The following is a 21,314-nucleotide window of genomic DNA, read 5'->3' as shown; positions in this document are numbered from 1 at the left end:
TTCCCCGAGACACGCCGTGTGACGCCTTCGTCACGGTCCGGAACGGGTCGACATGTCGACACGGCGACACATCGACCCGGCGATCCGGCGCCGCCGGAGCGGGTCAGCCGCCGACGGGCTCCGGCGCGGGCGCCTCGACCGCCGGGCGTCGCCGGACGTCGTCCCGGAACCGGCGGGCCGCCAGCGCCCCGCCGACCACCAGGCCCAGCCCTCCGACGACCAGGACGGCGACCGCGGCCCGACCGAGCAGCTCCGGGCCCCGGGTGATCGTGTGCGCGGTCCACAGCACGTCGACGTCGGGCAGCCCCTGCACCAGCAGCAGCCACCCGCCCACGACCGCCATCAGCCCGGTGAGCACCCCGCGGTCGCGCAGGGCAGCCCGGACGCCGACGCCCGCGACCAGCACCGCCAGCAGCGCCGGCAGCAGCGCGGAGACCAGCGCCCCCGCGTGGGAGCCGACCGTCACCGGCGGCTCGGGGGTGGCCAGCGCATGCGCCAGCGCCGCCAGCCCGCCGGCGCCCAGCGTGACCGCCAGCGGGCGTGGCGTCCGCGCCCGCCACCCGGCCAGCACGGTGCCGGCCAGCAGCAGCCCGTAGACCGGCCAGACCAGCCAGGCGGGCGGTGGCGGGCTCCAGGTGAGCTCACCGGTGACCAGCAGCGGCGCACCGGCGTGCGTCATCGGCACGGTCCACTCCGCGACCAGGTGCGCGCGGGTGGGGTCGGCAGCGACCGCCGGGGGCAGCAGACTCTCGGTCATCCAGTGCGTGCGGTGGTCGTGCCACACGTACTGCGGCTCGGTGGAGACCTGCTCCCAGCGGGGCGGCGCGGTCACGTCGACGTCGTCGGGCACCGGGGTGAGCCCGTAGCGGTCCAGGTTCAGGTAGGTGGCCGGGCTCAGCGCGTTGCGCCAGACGCCGTCCGGCCCGATCCGCAGGTACGGCTCGTCGTTGTAGCCGGGGACGGTCAGCTCGGCGCCGGTCTCGTTGACCACCTCGAGGGCGTCACCGAACTCCAGCACCCGGACGCTCACCCCGGCCGGCTGCGGGCTGACCGAGGTGACCCGCCCGTCGAAGTCGCTGCCGGCCGCGCCCCCGCCGACGTGCGCGACGGCGGGGCTCGCCACCGCCAGGGTCGCCAGAAGCCCCAGCAGGACGACGCCCAGCCGGCCGCCCCAGGCGTGCACCACCCCGCCGCTCACTCGGCCGCGACGAGCGCCAGGTCGTGGGCGATGTCGCGGCTGGTGTTGCCGGCGTTGAAGGCGACGTCGGCCTCCCCGTCGGTGCCGTAGAGCAGCAGCATCGCCGAGTGCGCCTCGCCGTTGTCCTTCGCCAGCGGCACGCCGGCGGCGATCTGCGCCTGCTCGATCTGCTCCTGGTCGCCGGTCAGCCCGACGAACCGGGTGGGCAGCTCGGCGTCGAACTGGGCCAGGTACTCCCCCAGCACCTCGGGGGTGTCCCGGGCCGGGTCGGTGGTCACGAATACCACGTTGGTCCGCTCCGCCACCGCCGGGTCGACGTCGCCGAGGGCCAGCCGGACGTCGGCCATCGTGGTCGGGCAGATGTCCGGGCAGTTGGTGAAGCCGAAGAACAGCAGCGTCGGCCCGTCGGCGGTGGCCGCGGCGAAGTCGTAGGGCTGCCCGGCGGTGTCGGTCAGCGTGAACGACGGCTTCTGGTAGGGGTCCTTCAGGTGCAGGCCCGAGTACGGGCTGTCCGCCCCCTCGACCGTGACCGGGGGCGACACCTCGGCGCCGTGGTCGTGTCCACCGGCCTGGGCCGGGTCGTCGGCGGCGGCGTCCCCGCCGCACCCGGCGAGCACCACCCCGGCGGCGAGCAGCACCCCCGCCAGGGCGGGACGGAACCGGGCAGGGAGGGTCCGGGAGCTCACGAGGACACGGTACGTCGGCGCGCGGCCAGACCGAGCCCGAGACCGCCGAGCCCGGCGAGCAGGCCGAGGGCCCCGAGCACCAGCGCGGTGACGGCCAGCCCGTCGCCACCGTCGTCCTCCGCGGCGGTCGTCGTCCCCGGGTCGGCGGTCTCCCCGTGCCCGGCGTTCCCGTCCGCAGCCAGCGACAGCACCGGCGCCGGGTGCTCGGGTTCGGGCTGCCCCTCGACTGCGGGCTCGATCCAGGCCGCCTCGGTGCCGTCGCTGTAGGTCTGCACCGCGCTGAAGGCCAGTTCGTCGGCGTCGGGGAAGGGCCCGCCGGAGAGCGCGAACTCCTGGAACTGCCCCGGGTCGATGCCCCCGCCGTCGACGGCGCGGAACTCGACCACCGAGACGACCTCGTCGACCTCGCTGCCGTGCACCTCGACCGGCTCGTCGAGCTGGGTGCGGGTCATCGTGATCGTCCAGCCCGGCACCGGCTGCGCGCGCAACGAGGCGAGCGGGGCGTCGGTGGGCACCTGGATGCGCAGCGCGACGGTGCTGGCGGTGTCGCTCTCGTTGGGTACCCGGAAGGTCAGCTTGCCGTAGCCGCCGGGCGAGGCGTCCGAGCTGGAGACGGTGACGTGCGCGGAGGCGGCGCCCACGCCGGCGGTGAGCACGGTGGCCAGCGCCACGGGGAGCACGACGCCGAGGCGGCGCGTGGTGGACAGGCTCATGGGGTTCTCCTCGATCAGGGTGGGTCAGCGCACCGGGAAGGTGGTGCTGGCGGTGACGGCGGTGAACTCGTCCAGCCGGACGGTGACCGTGAGGGTCCAGGTGCCGGCGGTGGGCAGGGTGGGGTCGCCGACGTAGTGGCCGGGTCCGGCGCCGGCGAGGTCGACGTCGATCGGGCCGATCTCCTGCTGCGGCTCGGTGAGCGTGACGCTGATCTGCCGCGGCTGGACCAACGTGCCGGCGTCGTCGAACAGGTAGACGTGCAGCGACGCGGGGCCGGGCGAGGCCGGGGCGAGGGTCACCTGCACCGTGCCGTCGGTGCCGCCGGCCGACTGCAGCGGCAGCGTCACCTCGACCGGGTCGGCGACGGCGGCGCGCGCGGGTGGGGTGCCGACCAGCACCGCCGACACCGCGAGGACGACGGCCGCGCCGGCGAGCTCGACCAGCACCGAGCGCCGCAGCACCCCGAGGTGCTCGGCCGGTGACCCCCCGGCCGGGACACGGGACCGGCGGCGGTCCCCCAGCCGCTGCTGCACCCAGTCCCGGCTGACCAGCGCGGCGACCAGCACCCCGAGCACCAGCACGAGCTTGGCCACCAGCAGCCACCCGTAGGCGGTGTCGACCAGCGCGGACGGCGAGCCGACCTCGCGCACCGACTGCAGCACGCCGGTGACCACCAGCGCGGCGATCAGCCCCGCGGCCAGCCGCGACCACCGGGGCAGGGCGAGCGCGAGCTCCCCCACCCGGTCCGCGGCGTCCTCGCGCCGGCGCAGACCCCCGGCGAACAGCGCGGTCAGCCCACCCAGCCAGCCGGCCATCGCCGCCGCGTGCACCGCCGCCACCGGCACGGCCAGCCCCGGCAGCGGGCCGGCCACCGGGTGCCCGACGGCGGCCACCGCCACCACCAGCGCCGCGGCGAGCACCCCGGCGCCGACCAGCAGCCCCGGCGCCGGCGGCCGGCCGGCGCGCCAGCCGGTGGCGAGCAGCGCGACCAGCGCGGCCGCCAGCGGCAGGCGGGCGAGCAGGGTCAGGCCGTGGGCGGAGCCGAGGGTGGCGCCCACCAGGTCGGGGTCGAGCAGCGAGCCGGGACCGAGGCCGGCCGCGTACGGCCCCTGCAGCAGGAACCCGAGCAGCGCACCGGCGGCGACGGCGCCCAGGCCCCCCAGGGTCAGCCGGCGCAGCAGCGGCACCGCCCAGCCACCGGGCCAGCAGACCGCGAGCGCCAGCGGGACGCCGAGGCCCAGCGCCAGCCCGAGGTAGCCCAGCCAGCGGGCCGCCGGCAGCGCGGTGGCGACGACGGGGTGGACGTCGGCGTCGTCGGCCGCGGCGGAGACCGGCAGCAGCTCGCCGTTCCCGACCACGAAGGAGAAGGCCCCCGAGACCGGGTGGGAGTCGGCGGAGACCACCCGGTAGGTGACCAGGTAGCCACCGTCGGGCAGGTCGTCGCGCAGCGGCACGGTGACCGTGCCGTCGCGGGCCTCGGCCGCGCCGGTGTCGACCCGCTCGCCGTCGGCGCCCAGGGCCCGGGCGTAGCCGGCGCCCAGCGACACCGGCTCGTCGAACTCGAGCGTCACCTCGTCCGGGACGTCGTCCAGCCGCGCACCGTCGGCGGGGGTGGTGGTGACGAGCGTGGCGTGCGCCGCGGCCGGCGGCGCGGTGAGCACGTCGAGCCCGAGCCCGGCGGCGAGCAGCCCCGCCAGCAGCAGGAGGGCGGGGACGACGCGGTACGTGCGGGTCCTCCCGCGGCCGGCGTGCTGCACGGGTGGTCAGTCGCCCGGCGGCAGCCACCGGTTCCCGCTGTGGCGAAGAGCACCCAGGGTCACCCGATGGACGGAGGGTGAACTCCCGGTGAACGGTGCGGACCTATGCTGCCTGCGGCCCCGCCCCCTCGGGCAGCGCGGCCACCGATCCCCTCGTCCCCGGAGCACCGCGTGGCCTTCCGCCTCACCCCCCGCGACTCGAGCTTCTACGGCATGTTCACCGCGGCGGCCGAGAACCTGGTCACCGCCACCGACGTGCTCGACGAGTTCGTGCACGAGCACGCCCGCCGCGAGGAGCTGGCGCAGCGGTTGCGGGACCTGGAGCACGTCGGCGACCAGGCCACCCACGCGATCTTCCGGCAGGTCAACTCCAGCTTCGTCACCCCGTTCGACCGGGAGGACATCATCGACCTGGCCAGCGACCTGGACGACGTGATGGACGCGATCGAGGCCGCGGCCGACCTGGTGGTGCTCACCAACCTCGGCACCCTGCCCGCGGAGATGGGCCAGCAGGTGGCGCTGCTGCAGCGCTGCGCCCAGGTGACCGCCGAGTCGATGCCGCGGCTGCGCTCGATGCGGGACCTCGCCGACTACTGGATTGAGGTCAACCGGCTGGAGAACGAGGCCGACAAGCTGTACCGCCGGCTGCTGTCCCGGCTCTACTCCGGGGAGTTCGACGCGCTGGAGATCCTCAAGCTCAAGGAGGTCGCCGACGAGCTGGAGGAGGCCGCCGACGCCTTCGAGCACGTGGCCAACGTGGTCGAGACCATCGCGGTCAAGGAGTCCTGACCAGCGCATGGAGCCGCTCTTCCTGGCGCTCGCGGTCATCGTCGTCGTCGCGCTGGCCTTCGACTACACCAACGGCTTCCACGACGCGGCCAACGCCATCGCCGTCGCCGTCTCCACCAGGGCACTCACCCCGCGGGCAGCGCTCACCCTCGCCGCGGTGATGAACCTGGTCGGCGCGCTGCTCTCCACCAAGGTGGCGGAGACCGTGGGCGCCGGCATCATCGAGGCCCCCACCGGGGGCGAGGGCCTGCAACTGGTCTTCGCCGCGCTGCTCGGGGCGATCGTGTGGAACGTGATCACCTGGTACCTCGGGTTGCCCTCCTCCTCCTCGCACGCGTTGATCGGCGGCCTGATCGGCGCCACGCTGGCGGCCGCCCACTCGGTGCAGTGGACGGGCGTGCTCGAGGACGTCGTCGTCCCCATGGTGGTGTCACCGCTGGTCGGGTTCGGCGTGGGCTACCTGGTCATGCTGGCGATCCTGTGGGCCTTCCGCGGCGTCAACGCGCACCGCGCGCACCGCGGCTTCCGCCACGCGCAGGTGGCCAGCTCCGCGGCCATGGCGCTGGGCCACGGCATGCAGGACGCGCAGAAGACGATGGGGATCATCACCCTCGCGCTGGTCACCGCCGGGGAGATCGACACCTTCGAGGTGCCGCTGTGGGTGGTCTTCGCCGCGGCCATCACGATCAGCGCCGGCACCTACGCCGGAGGCTTCCGGATCATGCGCACCCTGGGGCGGCGGATCATCCAGCTCACCCCGGCCGGCGGCTTCGCCGCGCAGACCGTCGCCTCCAGCGTCATGGTCACCACCGCGACCGTCTTCGCCGTCCCGGTGTCGACGACGCACGTCACCACCACCTCGATCATGGGTGTGGGCGCCACCCGCCGGTTCTCCGCGGTGCGCTGGGGGGTGGCCGGCAGCATCGTCGTCGCCTGGGTGGTGACGCTGCCGGCCGCGGCCGGGGTCGCCGCGCTGGCCTACGTGGTCACCCACGCCGTCGTCGGCTAGGAAGGGCCGGTGACCTCGTCCCCCGGCACCCCCGAGGGGACCCGCTCACCGGACCGGTCACCCGAGCCGGTCGCGCTGGGCACGCCACCGGGCCGCTGGGTGCTGATGGCCACCGTGCTCGCCTCGGCGATGGCGATGCTCGACGCCACCGCGGTCAACGTGGCGCTGCCGTCGATCGGTGCGGAGCTGGGCGCGTCGCTGTCCGGCCTGCAGTGGACCGTCACCGGTTACACGCTCGCGCTCGCCGCGCTGATCCTGCTGGGCGGTGCGCTGGGCGACCGGTACGGCCGGCGCCGGGTGTTCCTGCTCGGCGTCGTGTGGTTCGCCGCGGCCTCGCTGCTGTGCGGTCTCGCGCAGAGCACCCCGCACCTGGTCGGCGCGCGGGTGCTGCAGGGCATCGGCGGCGCCCTGCTGACGCCGGGCAGCCTGGCGATCATCCAGTCCTCCTTCCGCCGGGACGACCGGGCCCGGGCGATCGGTCTGTGGTCGGCGCTCGGCGGGATCGCCGGCCTGGTCGGCCCCTTCCTCGGCGGTCTCCTCATCGACGCGGTCAGCTGGCGCTGGGTGTTCGGGGTCAACGTGCCGGTGGCCCTACTGGTGCTGGTCGCCGCCCGGCACGTGCCGGAGAGCCGGGACCCCGCGCACCACGGGCGCTTCGACGTCCTGGGTGCCGTGCTCGGCGCGCTGGCCCTGGGCGGTGTCACGTACGCGCTGATCACCGCCGGGGAGGACCCCGGCGGCGTCGGCGTGTGGCTCGCGGCCGCCGGGGGCCTGCTCGCCGGCGGCGCCTTCCTGCTGCGCGAGCGGCGTGCGCCCGCGCCGATGCTGCCGTTGCGGGTCTTCACCGACCGGCAGTTCAGCGGCGCGAACCTGAGCACGCTGGCGGTCTACGGCGCCCTGGGCGGGATGTCGTTCTTCCTGGTGCTGCAGCTGCAGACCGTGCTGGGCTACGGCGCCACGCTGGCCGGTGCGGCCATGCTGCCCTCCATCCTGCTGATCACGTTGCTGTCGGCCCGTGCGGGCGCGCTGGCCCAGCGGATCGGACCGCGGCGGCCGATGGCCGTCGGCCCCCTCGTCGCCGCGGCCGGGCTGCTCTGGCTGACCCGGGTGGACGCGGGCAGCTCGTACTGGGTCGACGTGCTGCCCGGGTCGGTGCTGCTCGGGCTGGGCATGGCGGCGCTGGTCGCCCCGCTGACCGCCACCGTGCTGGGCGCCGCGCCCGACCACCTGGCCGGGGTGGCCAGCGGCGTCAACAACGCGGTGGCCCGGGCGGCCAACCTCCTCGCGGTGGCGGCCCTGCCCGTGGCCGTGGGCCTCTCCGGCGTCGACCACGCCCGGCCGGAGGCCTTCAGCACCGGCTTCGCCGTGGCCATGGTGGTGTGCGCGGGTCTCATGCTCGCCGGCTCGGCCATCGCCTGGCTGACCATCCGGGACGACGTCCTGCGCGGCTGATCCCACTGCGTGGGAGACCGTTGCGCACAATCTGCACCAAAGTGGTAGGAATGCCCCCGTGACGACGACGGCCCTGCTCCCGGCTGCCCTCCCGGGCGAGCTGCTGGTGAGCCGTCTGCACGTCGACCTGCTCCGGGTCGCCACCGCCACCTGTCCGGGCCGCTGATCCCGCGCCGCTCGCGGCGCCCCTCGTTCAGCCTGCCCGACGCGCTCCGCCGCGCCCGGCGCCACGATCCCGGAGCACCCCCACGTGAAGACCCTGATCCTGCTCGCCCTGGCCGGCCTCGGCGCGCAGCTCGTCGACGGCAGCCTCGGCATGGGCTACGGCGTCACCTCGACGACCCTGCTCCTGGCCATCGGCACCAACCCCGCCGCCGCATCGGCCACCGTGCACCTGGCCGAGATCGGCACGAACCTCGCCTCGGGCCTGTCGCACTGGAAGTTCGGCAACGTCGACTGGAAGGTCGTCGCCAAGATCGGCGTCCCCGGGGCGGTCGGCGCGTTCGCCGGCGCCACCGTGCTGTCGAACGTCTCCACCGCGATCGCCGGCCCGGCGATGTCGCTGATCCTGCTCGGGCTGGGCATCTACCTGCTGGTCCGGTTCACCCTCCGCGGCATCGACACGAGCCGGCTGGGCAAGCCGATGCGGGCACGTTTCCTCGCCCCGCTCGGCCTGACGGCCGGTTTCATCGACGCGACCGGCGGCGGTGGCTGGGGTCCGGTGAGCACCCCGGCCATCCTGGCCAGCGGGCGGCTGGAGCCGCGCAAGACCATCGGCTCGATCGACACCTCCGAGTTCCTGGTCTCCCTCGCCGCCAGCCTCGGCTTCCTCTTCGCCCTCGGCAGCCAGGGCATCAACCTGTTCTGGGTGCTCGGCCTGCTCGCCGGCGGCCTCGTCGCCGCGCCGCTGGCCGCCTGGCTGGTGCGCTACGTCCCGCCGCGGCTGCTGGGCGCCGGCGTGGGCGGGATGATCGTGGCGACCAACGTCCGGAGCCTGCTCACCAGCGACTGGGTCGACGCCGCCGACCCGGTTCGCTACGCGGTGTACACCGTGGTCTACCTGACCTGGGCCGCCGCGGTCGTGTGGTCCGTCCGCGAGTACCGCAGGGACCGAGCCCAGGAGTCGGCCGACGCGCTGGCCGCCGAGGCCGAGGAGCTCGCCCGCGCCGCGCGGGAGCCGAACACCACCGAGCCGCAGGCGGGCGTCCGCGCCGGCCGCCCCAGCGCTCCCCGCGAGTAAGCCACACCCGCCCGGGGGTGATCAGGCCACTCCCGGCCCCGGTTTGCTGGACCGGCAAGGATGTTTGTCGTCCAGGCTGCGGCGCTCGCATCCTCGACCCCGACGGCGGCCGAACCCCGGCCGCCCGGGGACGAGGAGCGCGACCATGGGCGAGCGGTACGACGTGGTGGTGGTCGGCGGCGGTGCCGCCGGGCTGAGCGGGGCACTGGCACTGGGCCGGGCCCGCCGGTCGGTGCTGGTGGTGGACGGCGGGGAGCCGCGCAACGCCCCGGCGACCGAGATGCACAACTACCTGGGCCGGGACGGCACCTCGCCCGGCGACCTGCTCGCGGTCGGCCGCGCCGAGGTCGCCGGCTACGGCGGCGAGGTGGTGTCCGGCGAGGTGGTCTCGGCCGCCCGGGACGACGACGGGTTCACCGTCGCACTCGCCGACGGGCGGACCGTGGCCGCCCGGCGGCTGCTGGTGACCACCGGACTGGTCGACGAGCTGCCGGAGGTGCCCGGACTGCGGGAGCGGTGGGGGCACGACGTCCTGCACTGCCCGTACTGCCACGGCTGGGAGGTGCGCGACCAGGCGATCGGCATCCTGGCGACCGGCCCGATGGCGGTGCACCAGGCGCTGATGTGGCGGCAGTGGAGCCAGGACGTGACGCTCTTCCTGCACACCGCGCCGGAGCCCTCCGACGAGGAGTGGGAGCAGCTGGCCGCCCGCGGCGTCGCGGTGGTGACCGGGGAGGTCGCTGCCGTCGAGGCCACCGGCGACCGGCTGTCCGGCGTCCGGCTGGCCTCCGGGCGGGTGGTGCCGCGCGACGCCCTGGTCGTCGCCCCCCGGTTCACCGCCCGCTCCGCCGTCCTGGAGTCCCTCGGCCTGCCGGTGCAGCCGGTGGAGGCCATGGGTCAGGTGGTGGGCCACGCCGTCCCGGCGACGCCGGTGGGCACGACCGACGTCCCCGGGGTGTGGGTGGCCGGCAACGTCACCGACCTGATGACGCAGGTCATCGGGGCGGCCGCTGCCGGGCTGAAGGCCGGCGCCGGCATCAACGGCGAACTGAGCATGGAGGAGACCCGGCAGGCCGTCGCGGCACGCCGGGCGGCACCCTTCTCCGCGGCGACGGAGCGGGAGCGGCGCGACCAGGTGCTCGGCGACCGCCGGCACGGGATCTGAGGAGCAGACGGTGCACGAGCACACCCAGCAGCACGAGCACGAGCACGTCCCCGGCGGGAGCGGTCACGACCACGCCTCCTGGGAGGAGCGGTACCGCGAGGCCCCGACGCTGTGGAGCGGCCGGGTCAACCCGACGCTGGTGGCCGAGGCCGCCGGCCTGCCCCCGGCGCGGGCCCTGGACGTCGGCTGCGGCGAGGGCGGCGACGTCCTCTGGCTCGCCGGCCGCGGCTGGCGGGTGACCGGCCTGGACTGGTCGGCGGTGGCCCTCGCCCGCGCCGCCGAGCACGCGGCGGCCGCCGGGGTGAGCGACCGGGTGGAGTGGGTGCAGGGGTCGTTCGAGGACTGGCACCCGCCGGTCGCGGCCTTCGACCTGGTCACCGCGCACTTCCTGCACCCGACGGCGGAGCAGCGGGAGGTCCTGCTGCCGCGGCTGATGGCCGCGGTCGCCGCCGGCGGGACCCTGCTGTGGGTCGGCCACGCCCACCAGGAGGAGGCCGCTGCCCGCTGGGGCGCCGACCGGTTCGCCGCCGCCACCGAGGTCGCCGCCGTGCTGGACCCGGGCGCCTGGGAGGTGCTGGTCGCCGAGGCGCGACCGCGGCCGGCCGGCGACGACGGTCACCACCACGCCGACGAGATCGTCCGGGCCCGCCGGCGAGGGTGAGCCGTCCGGAGCAGGGTGGGGCCGCGGGCGCACGCGGCTCCACCCTGCGGGCACGGGTCACCCCACCGCGGTGAGCAGCGCCTGCTCCAGGGCGGGGGGCAGCCCCGGCAACGAACGCCCGGCCGGCGGCTCGGGGCGCGGTGCGGCCTGCATCCACGCCCAGGTGTCGGCGACCGAGGCGCGGACGGGGCGGGACGGCAGGCCGAGCGCGCGGGCCCGGGTCGTGCCGACGTCCCAGGCGGTCACCGCGACGTCGGCCGGCAGCCACAGCGGGAGGTGGTGCCACGGCTGCACGCCGGCCGCCGTCAGCTCGGCCTCGGCCACCGGCACCCACTCGACGTCGCCGCCGGTGACCTCGCGGCACGTCTCCAGCAGGTCACCGAAGGTGGTCATCTCCACCGGGCCGGTGGCGTTGACGGCCCCGCCGGGGGGCCGCTCGGCCATCTCCACCAGCCATCCCGCCAGGTCACGGGCGTCGACCAGCGCGATCGGCTGGTCCAGGTGCTCGGGGACGACGACCCGTCCGCCGGCCGCGATCCGGTCCAACCACCAGCCCAGCCGGTAGAGCGGGTCGTGCGGGCCCACCAGCAGTCCGGCACGAGCGGTCAGGAACCGCCGGCCCAGCGCCGCGCCCAGCACCCGCTCGGCGTGCGCCTTCACCGGCCCGTAGTCGTCGTCGGGCGTCTCCCAGGTCGGCTCGTCCTCGTCCCGCACGGGCCCGGGAGGCCAGTTGCGGTAGGCGTTGAGGCTGCTGACGAAGGCGTAGCCGGAGACGCCGGCCAGCGCGGCAGCGGCGTGGCCGGCAGCGGCCCGGGTCTGGCACGAGGTGTCGACGACGAGCTCGGGTGCCCAGCCGTCCAGCGCTGCGGGCAGCGCGTCGGGGTCGTCCCGATCGCCGTGCAGCGCCAGCACGCCGTCCGGTGGCGCGCCGGAGACGCCACGGGTGAAGGTGGCCACCTCGTGCCCGCGGGCGAGCGCGGCGGTGACCACGTGCCGGCCGAGGAAGTGCGTGCCGCCGAGCACCAGGAGTCGCATGCGCTGACCCCATCGCACCCGGGAGGCCGCCGTCGAGCCGGTTCGCTCGCGGCGTAGCCCCCGGGCGCAGGGGTCAGCCGGCGCGGACGCTGGTGAGCGGGACGACCTCCGGGCCCGGCCGGGAGCCGGCAGCGGCCAGCACCCGCTGGGCGTTGCCGGTGCTCTCCTTCAGCCCGGCCAGCCGCAGCGCCCGCACACCGGTGAGCGCGTCGGCCTCCGGCGGGACGACCAGCAGGTCCAGCCGCCGGTCGTCCTCGACGGTGAGCGAGACCAGCTGCGGGTCCATGCTGGTGAAGGCCCCGGTGCGCACGATCCGGCCGGCCACCGCGATCCGGCGGTCGACCGGCTGCCACACCGTGGACGGGTAGGTGAACCGTTCGACCCGCACGCCCAGCCCGGCCAGGGCCGCCACCAGCTCGGGGAGCTCGGCCGCGAGGTCGCGGCTGCGCGGCCACCACGCGCCGTCGACCGCGACGTCCGCCCGGGCCCCCTCCCGCCGCAGGCGCACCCGCACGTCGATCCCGTTCCGGAAGCCCATTGCCCGCTGCACCGTCATCGGTTCTCCGACCACCTTCCGCACAGTTCCCCCAGACGCCGCCCGGCCTTCCCCTGCCGGACGCACGTCTCCCGAGCGGAAAGTAGGCCGCCGCGCGCGACACCCCGACGCGGTACGGGCATCGTCGCGCAACGTGTCCGGGCGCCCCGGCCCGTCATCACGCTGTGTTCATAAGTGGCAACTCTGACCACAAGAGTCCCACCCACCCTGTCGTTGATCATCGGCATGTGGCGCCCCGACACGCCGCACGGTAGGACCACCCGCCGATGATCAACAGCGAGAGGCGGGAGTGCGGGCGCGCCGGAGCGGGCGGGCCGGGAACGACGGACGCCGCCGTCCCCGGTGGGGACGACGGCGTCCGTCGGTCAGGCCCCGTCCGGAGGCTCACCCGAGCGTGCGAGGGATGAGAGGGACGGGACCTTTCTCAGGGCTTGGGCTTCCGGTTCCGGGATCGGCCGCGGATCGTCTGGTCGAGCTCAACCTTGCGCACCCGCACGGCGCCCGGGGTGACCTCCACGCACTCGTCCTCGGCGCAGAACTCCAGCGCCTGCTCCAGGTTCAGCAGCTTCGGCGGGATCAGCCGCTCCAGCTCCTCGGAGGTGGACTTGCGCATGTTGGTGAGCTTCTTCTCCTTGGTGATGTTCACGTCCATGTCGTCCGGACGGGAGTTCTCACCGACGATCATGCCCTCGTAGACCTCGGTGCCGGGCTCGACCATCATCTGGCCGCGCTCCTGCAGGGAGAACATCGAGTAGGTCGTCGCCACGCCGCTGCGGTCGGCGACCAGCGAGCCGGTCGGGCGGGCGCGCATGTCGCCCAGCCACGGCTCGTAGCCCTCGAGGTTGTGGTTCAGCACCCCGGTGCCCCGGGTCTCGGTGAGGAACTCGGTGCGGAACCCGATCAGCCCGCGCGAGGGGACGATGTACTCCATCCGCGCCCAGCCGGTGTCGTGGTGCACCAGGTTCTCCAGGCGCCCACGACGGACGGCCAGCGCCTGGGTGAGCGTGCCGACGTACTCGCCGGGGGTGTCGATGGTGACCCGCTCGACCGGCTCGTGCAGCTTGCCGTCGATCTCCTTGGTGACCACCTGCGGACGGCCGACGGTGAGCTCGAACTCCTCGCGGCGCAGCTGCTCGACGAGGATGGCCAGCGCCAGCTCGCCGCGGCCCTGCATCTCCCAGGTGTCGGGGCGCTCGGTGGGCAGCATGCGCACCGAGACGTTGCCGACCAGCTCCTGGTCGAGCCGGTTCTTGATCAGCCGGGCGGTCAGCTTCTTGCCCGACTTGCCCGACAGCGGCGAGGTGTTGATCCCGATGGTGATCGAGATCGACGGCTCGTCGACGGTGAGCGGCGGCAGCGGGCGCGGGTCGTTCGGGTCGGCGAGGGTGTCGCCGATCATGATGTCCTCGATGCCGGCGATGGCGACCAGGTCGCCGGGGCCGGCGCTATCGGCCGGGGTGCGGGTCAGGCCCTCGGTGACCAGCAGCTCGGTGATCTTGACGCGCTGGATGGTGCCGTCGACCTTGCACCAGGCCACCTGCTGGCCCCGCTTCATCTCACCGGAGTGGATGCGCAGCAGCGCCAGCCGGCCCAGGAACGGGGAGGCGTCGAGGTTGGTGACCTGCGCGCGCAGCGGCTCCTCGGCGTCGTACTCCGGCGCCGGGATGGTGTCCAGCAGCGTCGTGACCAGGGGCGCGAGGTCCGGGCTGTCCGGCACGGTGCCGTTCTCCGGGCGGTTCAGCGACGCCTGGCCGGTGCGGCCGTTGCAGTAGACGATCGGGAACTCGAGCGCGTCGGCGTCCATCCCGGCGTCCTCGAGCAGCTCGAGGAACAGCTCGTAGCACTCGTCGACGACCTCTTCGATGCGCGCGTCGGAACGGTCGGTCTTGTTCACCGCGAGGATGACCGGCATCCCCTTGCCCAGCGCCTTGCGGAGCACGAAGCGGGTCTGCGGCAGCGGGCCCTCGGAGGCGTCGACGAGCAGGACGACGCCGTCGACCATGGACAGGCCGCGCTCGACCTCACCGCCGAAGTCGGCGTGGCCGGGGGTGTCGACGATGTTGACGACGACGGGGTTGCCGTCGGAGTCGGCCAGTCGGATGGCGGTGTTCTTGGCGAGGATGGTGATCCCGCGCTCGCGCTCCAGGTCCATCGAGTCCATGACCCGGTCCTGGGTCGAGTCGTTGTCCGTCCCCTCGCCCTTGGCGCGGCCCAGGGCACCCGCCTGCCGGAGCAGGGCGTCGACGAGGGTCGTCTTGCCGTGGTCGACGTGGGCGACGATCGCCACGTTGCGCAGGTCGTTGCGGGTGGGCATGCGGAGAGGCACCTCGGGGGATCGCGTGGGGGTCCGCGCGCAACCGCGCGCACCAGTCATAACGGCCCAGGCGGCCGAGACCTTCCCATGCTAAGGGACGACGGGCCCCCTCCGACCGGCTGTGACCGGTCCCGCACTCGGACGGGCGGCTCAGACAGGGGACGGCGCGCGGTCGGCGACGACCCAGGACAGCGCGGCGACCGCCACGGTGACCAGCCCGACCGCCAGCCATGCCGGCCAGCCGACGCCGAGGGCGAGCACGTGGGCGAGCACGAAGGCAGCCACGTACGCGACGGCCAGGCCCGCAGCGACCGCGAGCCCGCGGCGGCGGTACCAGAGCCAGGCGGCGCCCAGCCCACCCGCGGCGAAGACGAGCCCGCCCAGCGCCCGCACCCCGGTGCCCTGCGCGACCCCGAAGCCGGCGGCCAGTCCCACCGCGGCGAGGACGGCGGACGGGAAGCGGGTCTGCACGCGGGCGAGGGTCGAGGGCGACATGCCCACCAGTCTCCCCCGCCGCCGGGTCAGCGCTCCGGCGCCCACGGTGCGATGCCCCACGCGCCGCCGTCGGCGATGTCGAACGGCGCCGATCCGCCGTGCCCGGTCAGCCGCGCCTCGACCAGCGTGGTGGACGCGTCCAGCGCGACGGTGACCGCCTGCGGCGTCTCCTGGTCGGCCCAGCCGCCGTAGCTGCGCCAGGTGAGCAGCGCGAACGCCCGGCCACCGGGCGCGACGCCGACCCGCTGAACCTCGGCGGGTCCCCCCTCCGGGGCCTGCCCCGGTCCGACCTGCAGGGCGAGCGGCTCCCCGTCCTGCAGCAGGACGACGACCGGGACGCCCTCCAACCAGCAGGGCGAGGACCCGGTGTTGGTGGCCACCAGCGCAGCCGCGCGGGCGCCCATGGCGGCGTCGAACCCGCCGACGTGGAAGGACAGGTCCTGCTGCACGCACGGCACGTCGGCCACCACCGGCTCCGGCGTCGGCTCCGGTGTCGGCTCCGGTGTCGGCGTGGGGACGGGGGTCGGCGTCGGTGCCGGTGCCGGCTCGACCGGCGGGGCCGGGTACGCCACCGGGCTCTCCGCCGGTCCGGGGGTCAGGACCCCGACCAGCAGCAGCACCCCGGCGGCGAGCACGGCGACGCCCCCGGCCACCGACGGCCACACCGGGCGCTGCCCGAGCCACTGCAGCGACCGCTGGCCCAGCACGGCGACCGCGACCACCACGGCGTCGACCACCGGGAGCACCTCCAGCCGCGGCTCCTCGAGCGTCGCCCAGGTGAGCACCACGGCCCCGACGCCCGCCGCGCTCACCGTGAGCGCGGCGAGCCACGCCCGCCCCGGGGTGGAGGCGACCGGGTCCCCGAACTGCCCCACCCACAGCACCACGACCGACTGCGCCAGCCAGGCCGCCGCGAGGGTGACGGCGAGGCCGTGCGTGCCCCAGAACGCCGCGAACAGCAGCGGGAACCCCGCCAGCAGGGCCGCACCGAAGGCGACCGCCCCGGCGGTCAGGGCGTGCACCGGCGCGGGGAAGCGCCGCGCGGTCTGCTGCGCACGCCGGGCCGGCAGGACCCACGCGAGCAGCACAGCGGCGACGACCAGCACCACCAGACCGCCACCGACCGGCCACCACAGGCGCTGCAACGCCGCCTCGACGTCGGCGGCCGTGCACTCCCCCGCCAGCTCGCAGGGCGGGCCGGACTCCAGCCACTCCGGCGTGTACCGGCCGGCGCGCAGCGCGCCGGCGGCGGCCAGCAGCCCACCGAACGCACCGACGGCGAGGACGGCGTTGCGAGCGCGGGTCACCGCCGCAGCTTCCCCCACCCGGAGCCGGCAGCCGGGGAGGTCAGCCCTGGGCGGCGGCCTGCACGGCGGCGGTGATCTCGTCGGGGGTCAGGTCGCTGGTGTCCAACTGCTCGCCGTCGACGAGGACGGTCGGCGTGGCGTTGACGCCGTCCTGGCTGGCCCGGTCGGTGGCCGCGGCCACCCAGTCGGCGTAGCGCCGGTCGCGGATGGCGGACTCGACGGCGTCCCCGGTGGCGCCGGCCCGCGCCGCGTACTCGACGAGCTGGTCGTCGGTCAGGCCCGGACCGCCCTCCTCGGGCTGGTGGGCGAAGAGCAGCTCGTGGAACGCCCGGTAGGCGTCCGTGCCACCCGCGTCCAGCACGACGGCGGCCGCGTTGAGCGCCCGGCTGGAGTACTCGGTGGTCGAGGCGCGGTCGAGGAAGGCCATCCCGTGGTAGCGCAGGCGCACCGTGCCGTCGTCGACCAGCCGCTGGACGGTGTCGCCGCTGCTGGCCTCCAGCTGGGCGCACGCCGGGCACTGGAAGTCCTCGTAGAGATCCAGGGTCACCGGGGCGTCGGCCGCGCCGACTGCGACGGTGTACCCGTCCCCGGTGGTGCCGGTGGGCGCGGCGGCGTCGGTGTCGGTGGAGGTCCGGGAGGACTGGACGATGAAGACGACGACGAGGGCGACCACGAGCACGACGGCGGCGGCCACGCCGCCGATCACCGTGCGCCGGCGCCGCTCGGCGGCCGCCCGGGCCTCGGCCTCGGCGGCCCGCTTCCGCGCGATCCGCTGCCGGGCAGCGTTCCGCTTCTCCTCACCGGACACCGGTGACCTCCGTCCTGTCGAGGGGTGGCGCGCCGAGGGCGAGCCTCGACCGCGGCCACCACGCCAGCGCGAGGGCGACCAGCAGCAGGCCGGTGTCCCGCGCGATCTCGCCGGGGTAGGCGGTCTGGCCGGCCGCGACCTCACCGCCGCCGCCGAAGCAGCCGCAGTCGATCTGCAGGCCGCGGGCCCATGCGGCGGCGATCGCGGCGATGAAGACGGCCATCAGCACCGCCGCGGCGATCGCCGCAGTGCGCACGAACACGCCGGCCAGCAGGGCCAGGCCGGCGGCGATCTCCATCACCGGCAGGCCGAACGCGACTGGGCTCACCAGCGCCTCGGGCAGCAGCCGGTAGGCGCGCACGGCCCGCTCGGCGGCGCCCGGGTCGGGCAGCTTCAGCGCGCCGGCGACCACCAGGACGACGCCCAGCAGCAGCCGCGCCGCCGTCGCCAGCCAGGGCGCCACCGCGCCTCCTCGTCCGTCCACTCCCCCACTGTCGTCCCGCAGGCCCGGGGAGTTCCTGGCGATGAGCTGCGTGTTCACCCGAAGGGGCCGACAGATGTCGAAGGTCCCGGGCACCGCCCGGGACCTTCGAACGTGACGTGACCGTCGAGCGCCACGCGCCCGGCGGCCGGCCCCTCTGCAGAGTCCCGCGCCGAGCTTGCGAGTGGCGGGGGAAAGGCCTTCCTCCAGGGGCCCGCCGCGAGCTCGCGAGTGGTGGGGAGGAGGAAGGCCCTTCGACCTTCGTCAGGCGGTGCGGAGCACGCCCTCGATCTCCAGCTCGACGTCGATCTTGTCGCCGACGACGACGCCGCCGCCGTCCATCGGCATGTCGATGTCGACGCCGAACTCCTTGCGGGAGATGGAGGTCTTGCCGGAGAAGCCGGCGCGGGTGCCGCCGTAGGCGTCGGGGCCGAAGCCGTTGAGCTCTAGGGCCAGGGTGACCGGCTTGGTGATGCCCTTGATGGTGAGGTCGCCCTCGACGACCCAGTCCTCACCCTTGTTGCGCACGCCGGTGGAGCGGAACTCCATCACGGTGTGGTTGCCGACGTCGAAGAAGTCGGCCGACTTGATGTGGGCGTCGCGCTGCTCCTGCCGGGTGTCGATCGAGTCCATGTCGATGGTGGCCGTGACCGACGACTGCGACGGGTCCTCGGCGGTGACGATCACGCCGGAGAACTCGCGGAAGTAGCCACGCACCTTGCTGACCATCATGTGGCGGACGGAGAAGCCGACGGTCGAGTGGGACGCGTCGATGTCCCACGTGCCGACGACGTAACCGGGGATCTGGGTGGTGCTGGTCATGATGACTCCAACTGGTTGAACGCTTGACTGGGTCTGTGGCGCGTCAGCGTAGTTGAGAGCTTGAGTATTCCGCCAGTACCCTGAGCGGGTGAGTACCGACGTGTCCCCCGAGCGCCCGGCGGCAGCCGGGACCCGCTGGCTCGACGCCGACGAGCAACGAGCCTGGCGGGCCTACATGTACAGCTGGATGCTGCTGGACGACCTGCTGGACCGCGAGCTCACCCGGGAGACCGGCATCTCGCACGCCTACTACGAGATCCTGGTCCAGCTGTCGGAGACCGAGGGCCGGCAGCTCCGGATGAGCGAGCTCGCCGAGCGCTGCCTGTCCTCCCGCAGCCGGCTCTCGCACGCGGTCTCCCGGCTGGAGGAGCGCGGCTGGGTCCGCCGGCAGGTCTGCGCCGAGGACGGTCGCGGCCAGCTCGCCGTCCTCACCGACGAGGGCTTCGCCGCCCTGGAGGCCGCCGCGCCGGTGCACGTCGAGGGCGTGCGGGCGCACCTGTTCGACCAGCTCTCCCCCGAGCAGATCACCGCGATGCGCGACATCGGCGAGACGCTGCTGCGGCACCTGCACGACCAGTGACCGAGTGACAGCTCAGCGGGTCTTCCCGACGCGGGAAGCCCGCTGAGCTGTCACTCAACGGCTGTGGACGACGCCCGCCTGACCTGTCCCGGTGCGGCAGGGTGCAGCGGTGCCCCGCCCGACCCGCCGTCCCGAACGGCTCCGTGGCCGCGTCTTCCGCGGCAGGACCGCCGTCCGCGACGGCCTGCTGAGCCGGGACGACCTGCGCAGCGGCGCCTGGGTGCGACTCTTCCCGGACGTCTACGCCGACGCCGCCCTCGAGATCACCCACCTGGTGCGCGCGCGGGCGGTGGGCCGCCTGCTCCTCCCCCACGGCGTCGTCTCCGGGATGAGCGCCGCGGTGCTCTGGGGGCTGACCGACCTCGCCGGCGCCGAGGACGACGTGGAGGTGACCGTCGCACCGGGGGCACCCCGCGGCGCCGCCCCGGGGGTGACGGTGCACCGGCGCGTGCTCTGCCGAGAGCAGGTGCGCCCCGTCGAGGGAGTCCGCGCGACCGCCCCCGAGACGACGGCGCTGGAGCTCGCCGGACGACTCCCCCTGGACGACGGCGTCGTCCTGCTGGACCGGTTCGTGGCGGCGCGGACCACCACGCTGACCACGCTGCAGCTCACGGCCGCCGAGCTGACCGGCCGCGGCTGCCGCCGGGCCCGGACGGCGTGCGCCCTCGCCGACGGGCTGGCCGCCTCACCCCAGGAGACCCGGCTGCGCCTGCTGCTCCAGCGGTCCCCGCTGCCGCCCCCGGTGGCCCAGTACGTGGTCCGGCGCGACGGGGCGTTCCTGGCGCGCCTCGACTTCGCCTGGCCCGAGCACCGCGTCGCCCTGGAGTACGAGGGCGCGTGGCACACCACCCGCATCGCCGCGGACCGGCGGCGCATCGAGGCACTCCAGGCCGCCGGCTGGCGGGTGCTCTTCGTGACCGCCGCCGACCTCCACTCCCCCGCCGAGCTGCTGGCAAGGACCGCCGCCGCACTCACCGAGTGGCAGCTCAGTGGGCTTCCCAGGCCGGGGACGCCCACTGAGCTGCCACTCGCCGAGCGCAGGGTGCGTCAGGCGGCGGGAGCCGCGGCCGGGTCAGCGCCGAGGAACAGGTCGCGGGTGAGCACGCCGGTGTCCGGGTTGTCGGTGAACAGCCCGTCCACACCGGCCTCCCAGAAGCGCAGCTGCTCCTCGATCGCCCGGCCGTAGGCCGCCGGGTCGGTGCCCTCGTCGAGATCGGCGGGCAGGAACGCGTTCTCGTTGCGGAACGTGTAGGGGTGCACCAGCAGGTCGACCGCGTGGGCGTCCGCCACGAAGGACGTCGGCTCGCCCAGCGTGCCGTCGGCGCGCAGCGGGATGACCTGGGCCTTTTCCGGGCCCACCCCGTCGGCGTACCGGGCGATGGCGGCCAGTCCGGCTGCGGTGGAGAGGTCGGCGTAGGTCCGCGGGTCACCGGCGGCCACCAGGTCCGCCGGGGCACCGCTGGCCGACAGCAGCTGGACCAGCGGCACCCGCACCCGGGCCGCGTGCAGCTCCCGGAGGTTGGCCGTCTCGAACGACTGCAGGAACACCGGGGCGTGCCGGCGGTTCAGACGGGCCTCCCGCAGGTCGGCCAGCAGCGGCTCCTCCAGCGAGAGGCCCACCCCGTCGAAGTAGGTCGGGTGCTTGGTCTCGATGTAGACGCCGATCTCCCGGCGCAGCTCGCGGCTGAGGTCGGCCCGCAGCTCGAGGAACTCGTCCAGGGTCGGTACGGCGAACAGCCCGTCGTAGAGGGTGTTCTCCTCCCGCAGCTCCGGCAGCCGCTCGACCGCCCGCAGCGTCCTCAGCTCGGCCAGCGTGAAGTCCTCGGTGAACCAGCCGGTCAGCTCGACGCCGTCCACCGTCTTCGTGGTCCGCCGGTCGGCGAACTCCGGGTGGTCGGCCACGTCGGTGGTGCCGGAGATCTCGTTCTCGTGCCGGCAGACCAGCACGGCGTCGGCGGTGCTCACCACGTCGCACTCGATGTAGTCCGCCCCCGTCCGGGCGGCCAGCTCGTAGGAGGCGAGCGTGTGCTCCGGCCGGTAGCCGGAGGCACCCCGGTGGCCGATGACCAGCAGGTCCTCGGCGGCGTCGGCACCGGGGTGAACGCCGCGCGGTGGGGTGGCCCAGGAGGCCGGGGCGACCACCAGGGACAGCAGGACGGCGAGCACGGCGGTCAGCGCAGCGGCGGACAGCCGGGACGTACGGCTCATCGGAACCCCTCCGGGCTCGGACGGCGACCCTCGCCGG

The 21,314-nt window shown here is 74.9% G+C and carries 21 protein-coding genes and 1 pseudogene; 9 read left to right on the top strand and 13 right to left on the bottom strand.

Annotation, left to right across the window (positions count from 1 at the left end; all coding sequences use genetic code 11):
• Positions 1 to 103: 103 nt before the first annotated feature.
• From ACI79A_RS08505 to ACI79A_RS08490, 4 genes are read right to left on the bottom strand one after another with little or no spacing between them, the layout of a single operon-like run.
• On the bottom strand, positions 104 to 1,186 hold the full coding sequence (locus ACI79A_RS08505) for a hypothetical protein (RefSeq protein ID WP_457081978.1): 1,083 nt from the start codon (positions 1,184 to 1,186) through the stop codon (positions 104 to 106).
• An 8-nt stretch (positions 1,187 to 1,194) separates the two neighbouring features.
• A complete protein-coding gene (locus ACI79A_RS08500) occupies positions 1,195 to 1,884 on the bottom strand; it encodes an SCO family protein (protein ID WP_457081976.1) in 690 nt (229 codons plus the stop codon).
• Positions 1,881 to 2,597: a YcnI family copper-binding membrane protein gene (locus ACI79A_RS08495; RefSeq protein WP_457081973.1), complete on the bottom strand. Its 717-nt coding sequence runs from the start codon at positions 2,595 to 2,597 to the stop codon at positions 1,881 to 1,883. Before ACI79A_RS08495 ends, ACI79A_RS08500 begins: the two co-directional genes overlap by 4 nt.
• A gap of 24 nt (positions 2,598 to 2,621) precedes the next feature.
• Entirely contained in the window at positions 2,622 to 4,355 is a 1,734-nt protein-coding gene (locus ACI79A_RS08490; RefSeq protein ID WP_457081971.1) for a copper resistance CopC/CopD family protein, read from the bottom strand.
• A 171-nt stretch (positions 4,356 to 4,526) separates the two neighbouring features.
• Here ACI79A_RS08490 and ACI79A_RS08485 point away from each other — a divergent pair, with 171 nt between their 5' ends.
• The 7 genes from ACI79A_RS08485 to ACI79A_RS08455 all read left to right on the top strand — a co-directional run bounded on the left by ACI79A_RS08485 (position 4,527) and on the right by ACI79A_RS08455 (position 10,671).
• Entirely contained in the window at positions 4,527 to 5,144 is a 618-nt protein-coding gene (locus tag ACI79A_RS08485; RefSeq protein ID WP_457081969.1) for a DUF47 domain-containing protein, read from the top strand.
• Positions 5,145 to 5,151: 7 nt separating this feature from the next.
• Positions 5,152 to 6,153 (top strand): anion permease, encoded by a 1,002-nt coding sequence (locus ACI79A_RS08480; protein ID WP_457081967.1) that lies wholly within the window; start codon positions 5,152 to 5,154, stop codon positions 6,151 to 6,153.
• A 9-nt stretch (positions 6,154 to 6,162) separates the two neighbouring features.
• Positions 6,163 to 7,605, top strand: coding sequence for an MFS transporter (locus tag ACI79A_RS08475; protein ID WP_457081965.1), 1,443 nt, complete (start codon positions 6,163 to 6,165; stop codon positions 7,603 to 7,605).
• A gap of 58 nt (positions 7,606 to 7,663) precedes the next feature.
• Positions 7,664 to 7,771 carry a putative leader peptide gene (locus ACI79A_RS08470; RefSeq protein WP_457081963.1) on the top strand — a complete coding sequence of 36 codons (108 nt, stop codon included), beginning with the start codon at positions 7,664 to 7,666 and terminating at the stop codon, positions 7,769 to 7,771.
• A gap of 84 nt (positions 7,772 to 7,855) precedes the next feature.
• Positions 7,856 to 8,845, top strand: coding sequence for a sulfite exporter TauE/SafE family protein (locus ACI79A_RS08465; RefSeq protein WP_457081961.1), 990 nt, complete (start codon positions 7,856 to 7,858; stop codon positions 8,843 to 8,845).
• Between the two features lie 145 nt (positions 8,846 to 8,990).
• Positions 8,991 to 10,010, top strand: a complete 1,020-nt coding sequence (locus ACI79A_RS08460; RefSeq protein ID WP_457081959.1) for an NAD(P)/FAD-dependent oxidoreductase — start codon at positions 8,991 to 8,993, stop codon at positions 10,008 to 10,010.
• A gap of 10 nt (positions 10,011 to 10,020) precedes the next feature.
• The gene (locus ACI79A_RS08455; protein ID WP_457081957.1) at positions 10,021 to 10,671 is read left to right on the top strand and encodes a class I SAM-dependent methyltransferase; all 651 of its coding nucleotides are present in this window, start codon (positions 10,021 to 10,023) and stop codon (positions 10,669 to 10,671) included.
• Positions 10,672 to 10,728: 57 nt separating this feature from the next.
• Here ACI79A_RS08455 and ACI79A_RS08450 read toward each other — a convergent pair whose 3' ends face one another.
• From ACI79A_RS08450 to ACI79A_RS08415, 8 genes are all read right to left on the bottom strand, one after another.
• On the bottom strand, positions 10,729 to 11,706 hold the full coding sequence (locus tag ACI79A_RS08450) for an NAD-dependent epimerase/dehydratase family protein (protein WP_457081955.1): 978 nt from the start codon (positions 11,704 to 11,706) through the stop codon (positions 10,729 to 10,731).
• Positions 11,707 to 11,779: 73 nt separating this feature from the next.
• Positions 11,780 to 12,262: a DUF5994 family protein gene (locus ACI79A_RS08445; RefSeq protein ID WP_457081952.1), complete on the bottom strand. Its 483-nt coding sequence runs from the start codon at positions 12,260 to 12,262 to the stop codon at positions 11,780 to 11,782.
• A 424-nt stretch (positions 12,263 to 12,686) separates the two neighbouring features.
• Positions 12,687 to 14,576, bottom strand: coding sequence for a translational GTPase TypA (gene typA, locus ACI79A_RS08440; protein WP_457081950.1), 1,890 nt, complete (start codon positions 14,574 to 14,576; stop codon positions 12,687 to 12,689).
• Positions 14,577 to 14,726: 150 nt separating this feature from the next.
• A complete protein-coding gene (locus ACI79A_RS08435) occupies positions 14,727 to 15,071 on the bottom strand; it encodes a hypothetical protein (protein WP_457081948.1) in 345 nt (114 codons plus the stop codon).
• Positions 15,072 to 15,097: 26 nt separating this feature from the next.
• Entirely contained in the window at positions 15,098 to 16,378 is a 1,281-nt protein-coding gene (locus ACI79A_RS08430) for a DUF4232 domain-containing protein (RefSeq protein WP_457081946.1), read from the bottom strand.
• Positions 16,379 to 16,418: 40 nt separating this feature from the next.
• On the bottom strand, positions 16,419 to 17,186 hold the full coding sequence (locus tag ACI79A_RS08425; RefSeq protein ID WP_457081944.1) for a DsbA family protein: 768 nt from the start codon (positions 17,184 to 17,186) through the stop codon (positions 16,419 to 16,421).
• Complete coding sequence (locus ACI79A_RS08420; protein WP_457081941.1) at positions 17,176 to 17,649, bottom strand: MauE/DoxX family redox-associated membrane protein; 474 nt, start codon at positions 17,647 to 17,649, stop codon at positions 17,176 to 17,178. The genes ACI79A_RS08425 and ACI79A_RS08420 overlap by 11 nt, the downstream gene beginning before the upstream one ends.
• 282 nt (positions 17,650 to 17,931) lie before the next feature.
• Positions 17,932 to 18,489: a YceI family protein gene (locus tag ACI79A_RS08415; RefSeq protein ID WP_457081939.1), complete on the bottom strand. Its 558-nt coding sequence runs from the start codon at positions 18,487 to 18,489 to the stop codon at positions 17,932 to 17,934.
• A gap of 88 nt (positions 18,490 to 18,577) precedes the next feature.
• Between ACI79A_RS08415 and ACI79A_RS08410 the strand changes: the two genes are divergently transcribed.
• Together ACI79A_RS08410 and ACI79A_RS08405 are read left to right on the top strand one after the other, a co-directional pair.
• Positions 18,578 to 19,069: a MarR family winged helix-turn-helix transcriptional regulator gene (locus ACI79A_RS08410; RefSeq protein ID WP_457081937.1), complete on the top strand. Its 492-nt coding sequence runs from the start codon at positions 18,578 to 18,580 to the stop codon at positions 19,067 to 19,069.
• A gap of 328 nt (positions 19,070 to 19,397) precedes the next feature.
• A pseudogene (locus ACI79A_RS08405) lies at positions 19,398 to 19,976 on the top strand (endonuclease domain-containing protein); the annotation flags it as partial.
• Between the two features lie 140 nt (positions 19,977 to 20,116).
• Here ACI79A_RS08405 and ACI79A_RS08400 read toward each other — a convergent pair.
• Positions 20,117 to 21,277 carry a glycerophosphodiester phosphodiesterase gene (locus ACI79A_RS08400; protein WP_457081935.1) on the bottom strand — a complete coding sequence of 387 codons (1,161 nt, stop codon included), beginning with the start codon at positions 21,275 to 21,277 and terminating at the stop codon, positions 20,117 to 20,119.
• Positions 21,278 to 21,314: the final 37 nt, after the last annotated feature.

Source organism: Modestobacter sp. SYSU DS0657 (genome assembly GCF_054050925.1).
Note: the sequence above shows the minus strand (reverse complement) of the source record. Positions and strands in the feature narration are given on the sequence as shown.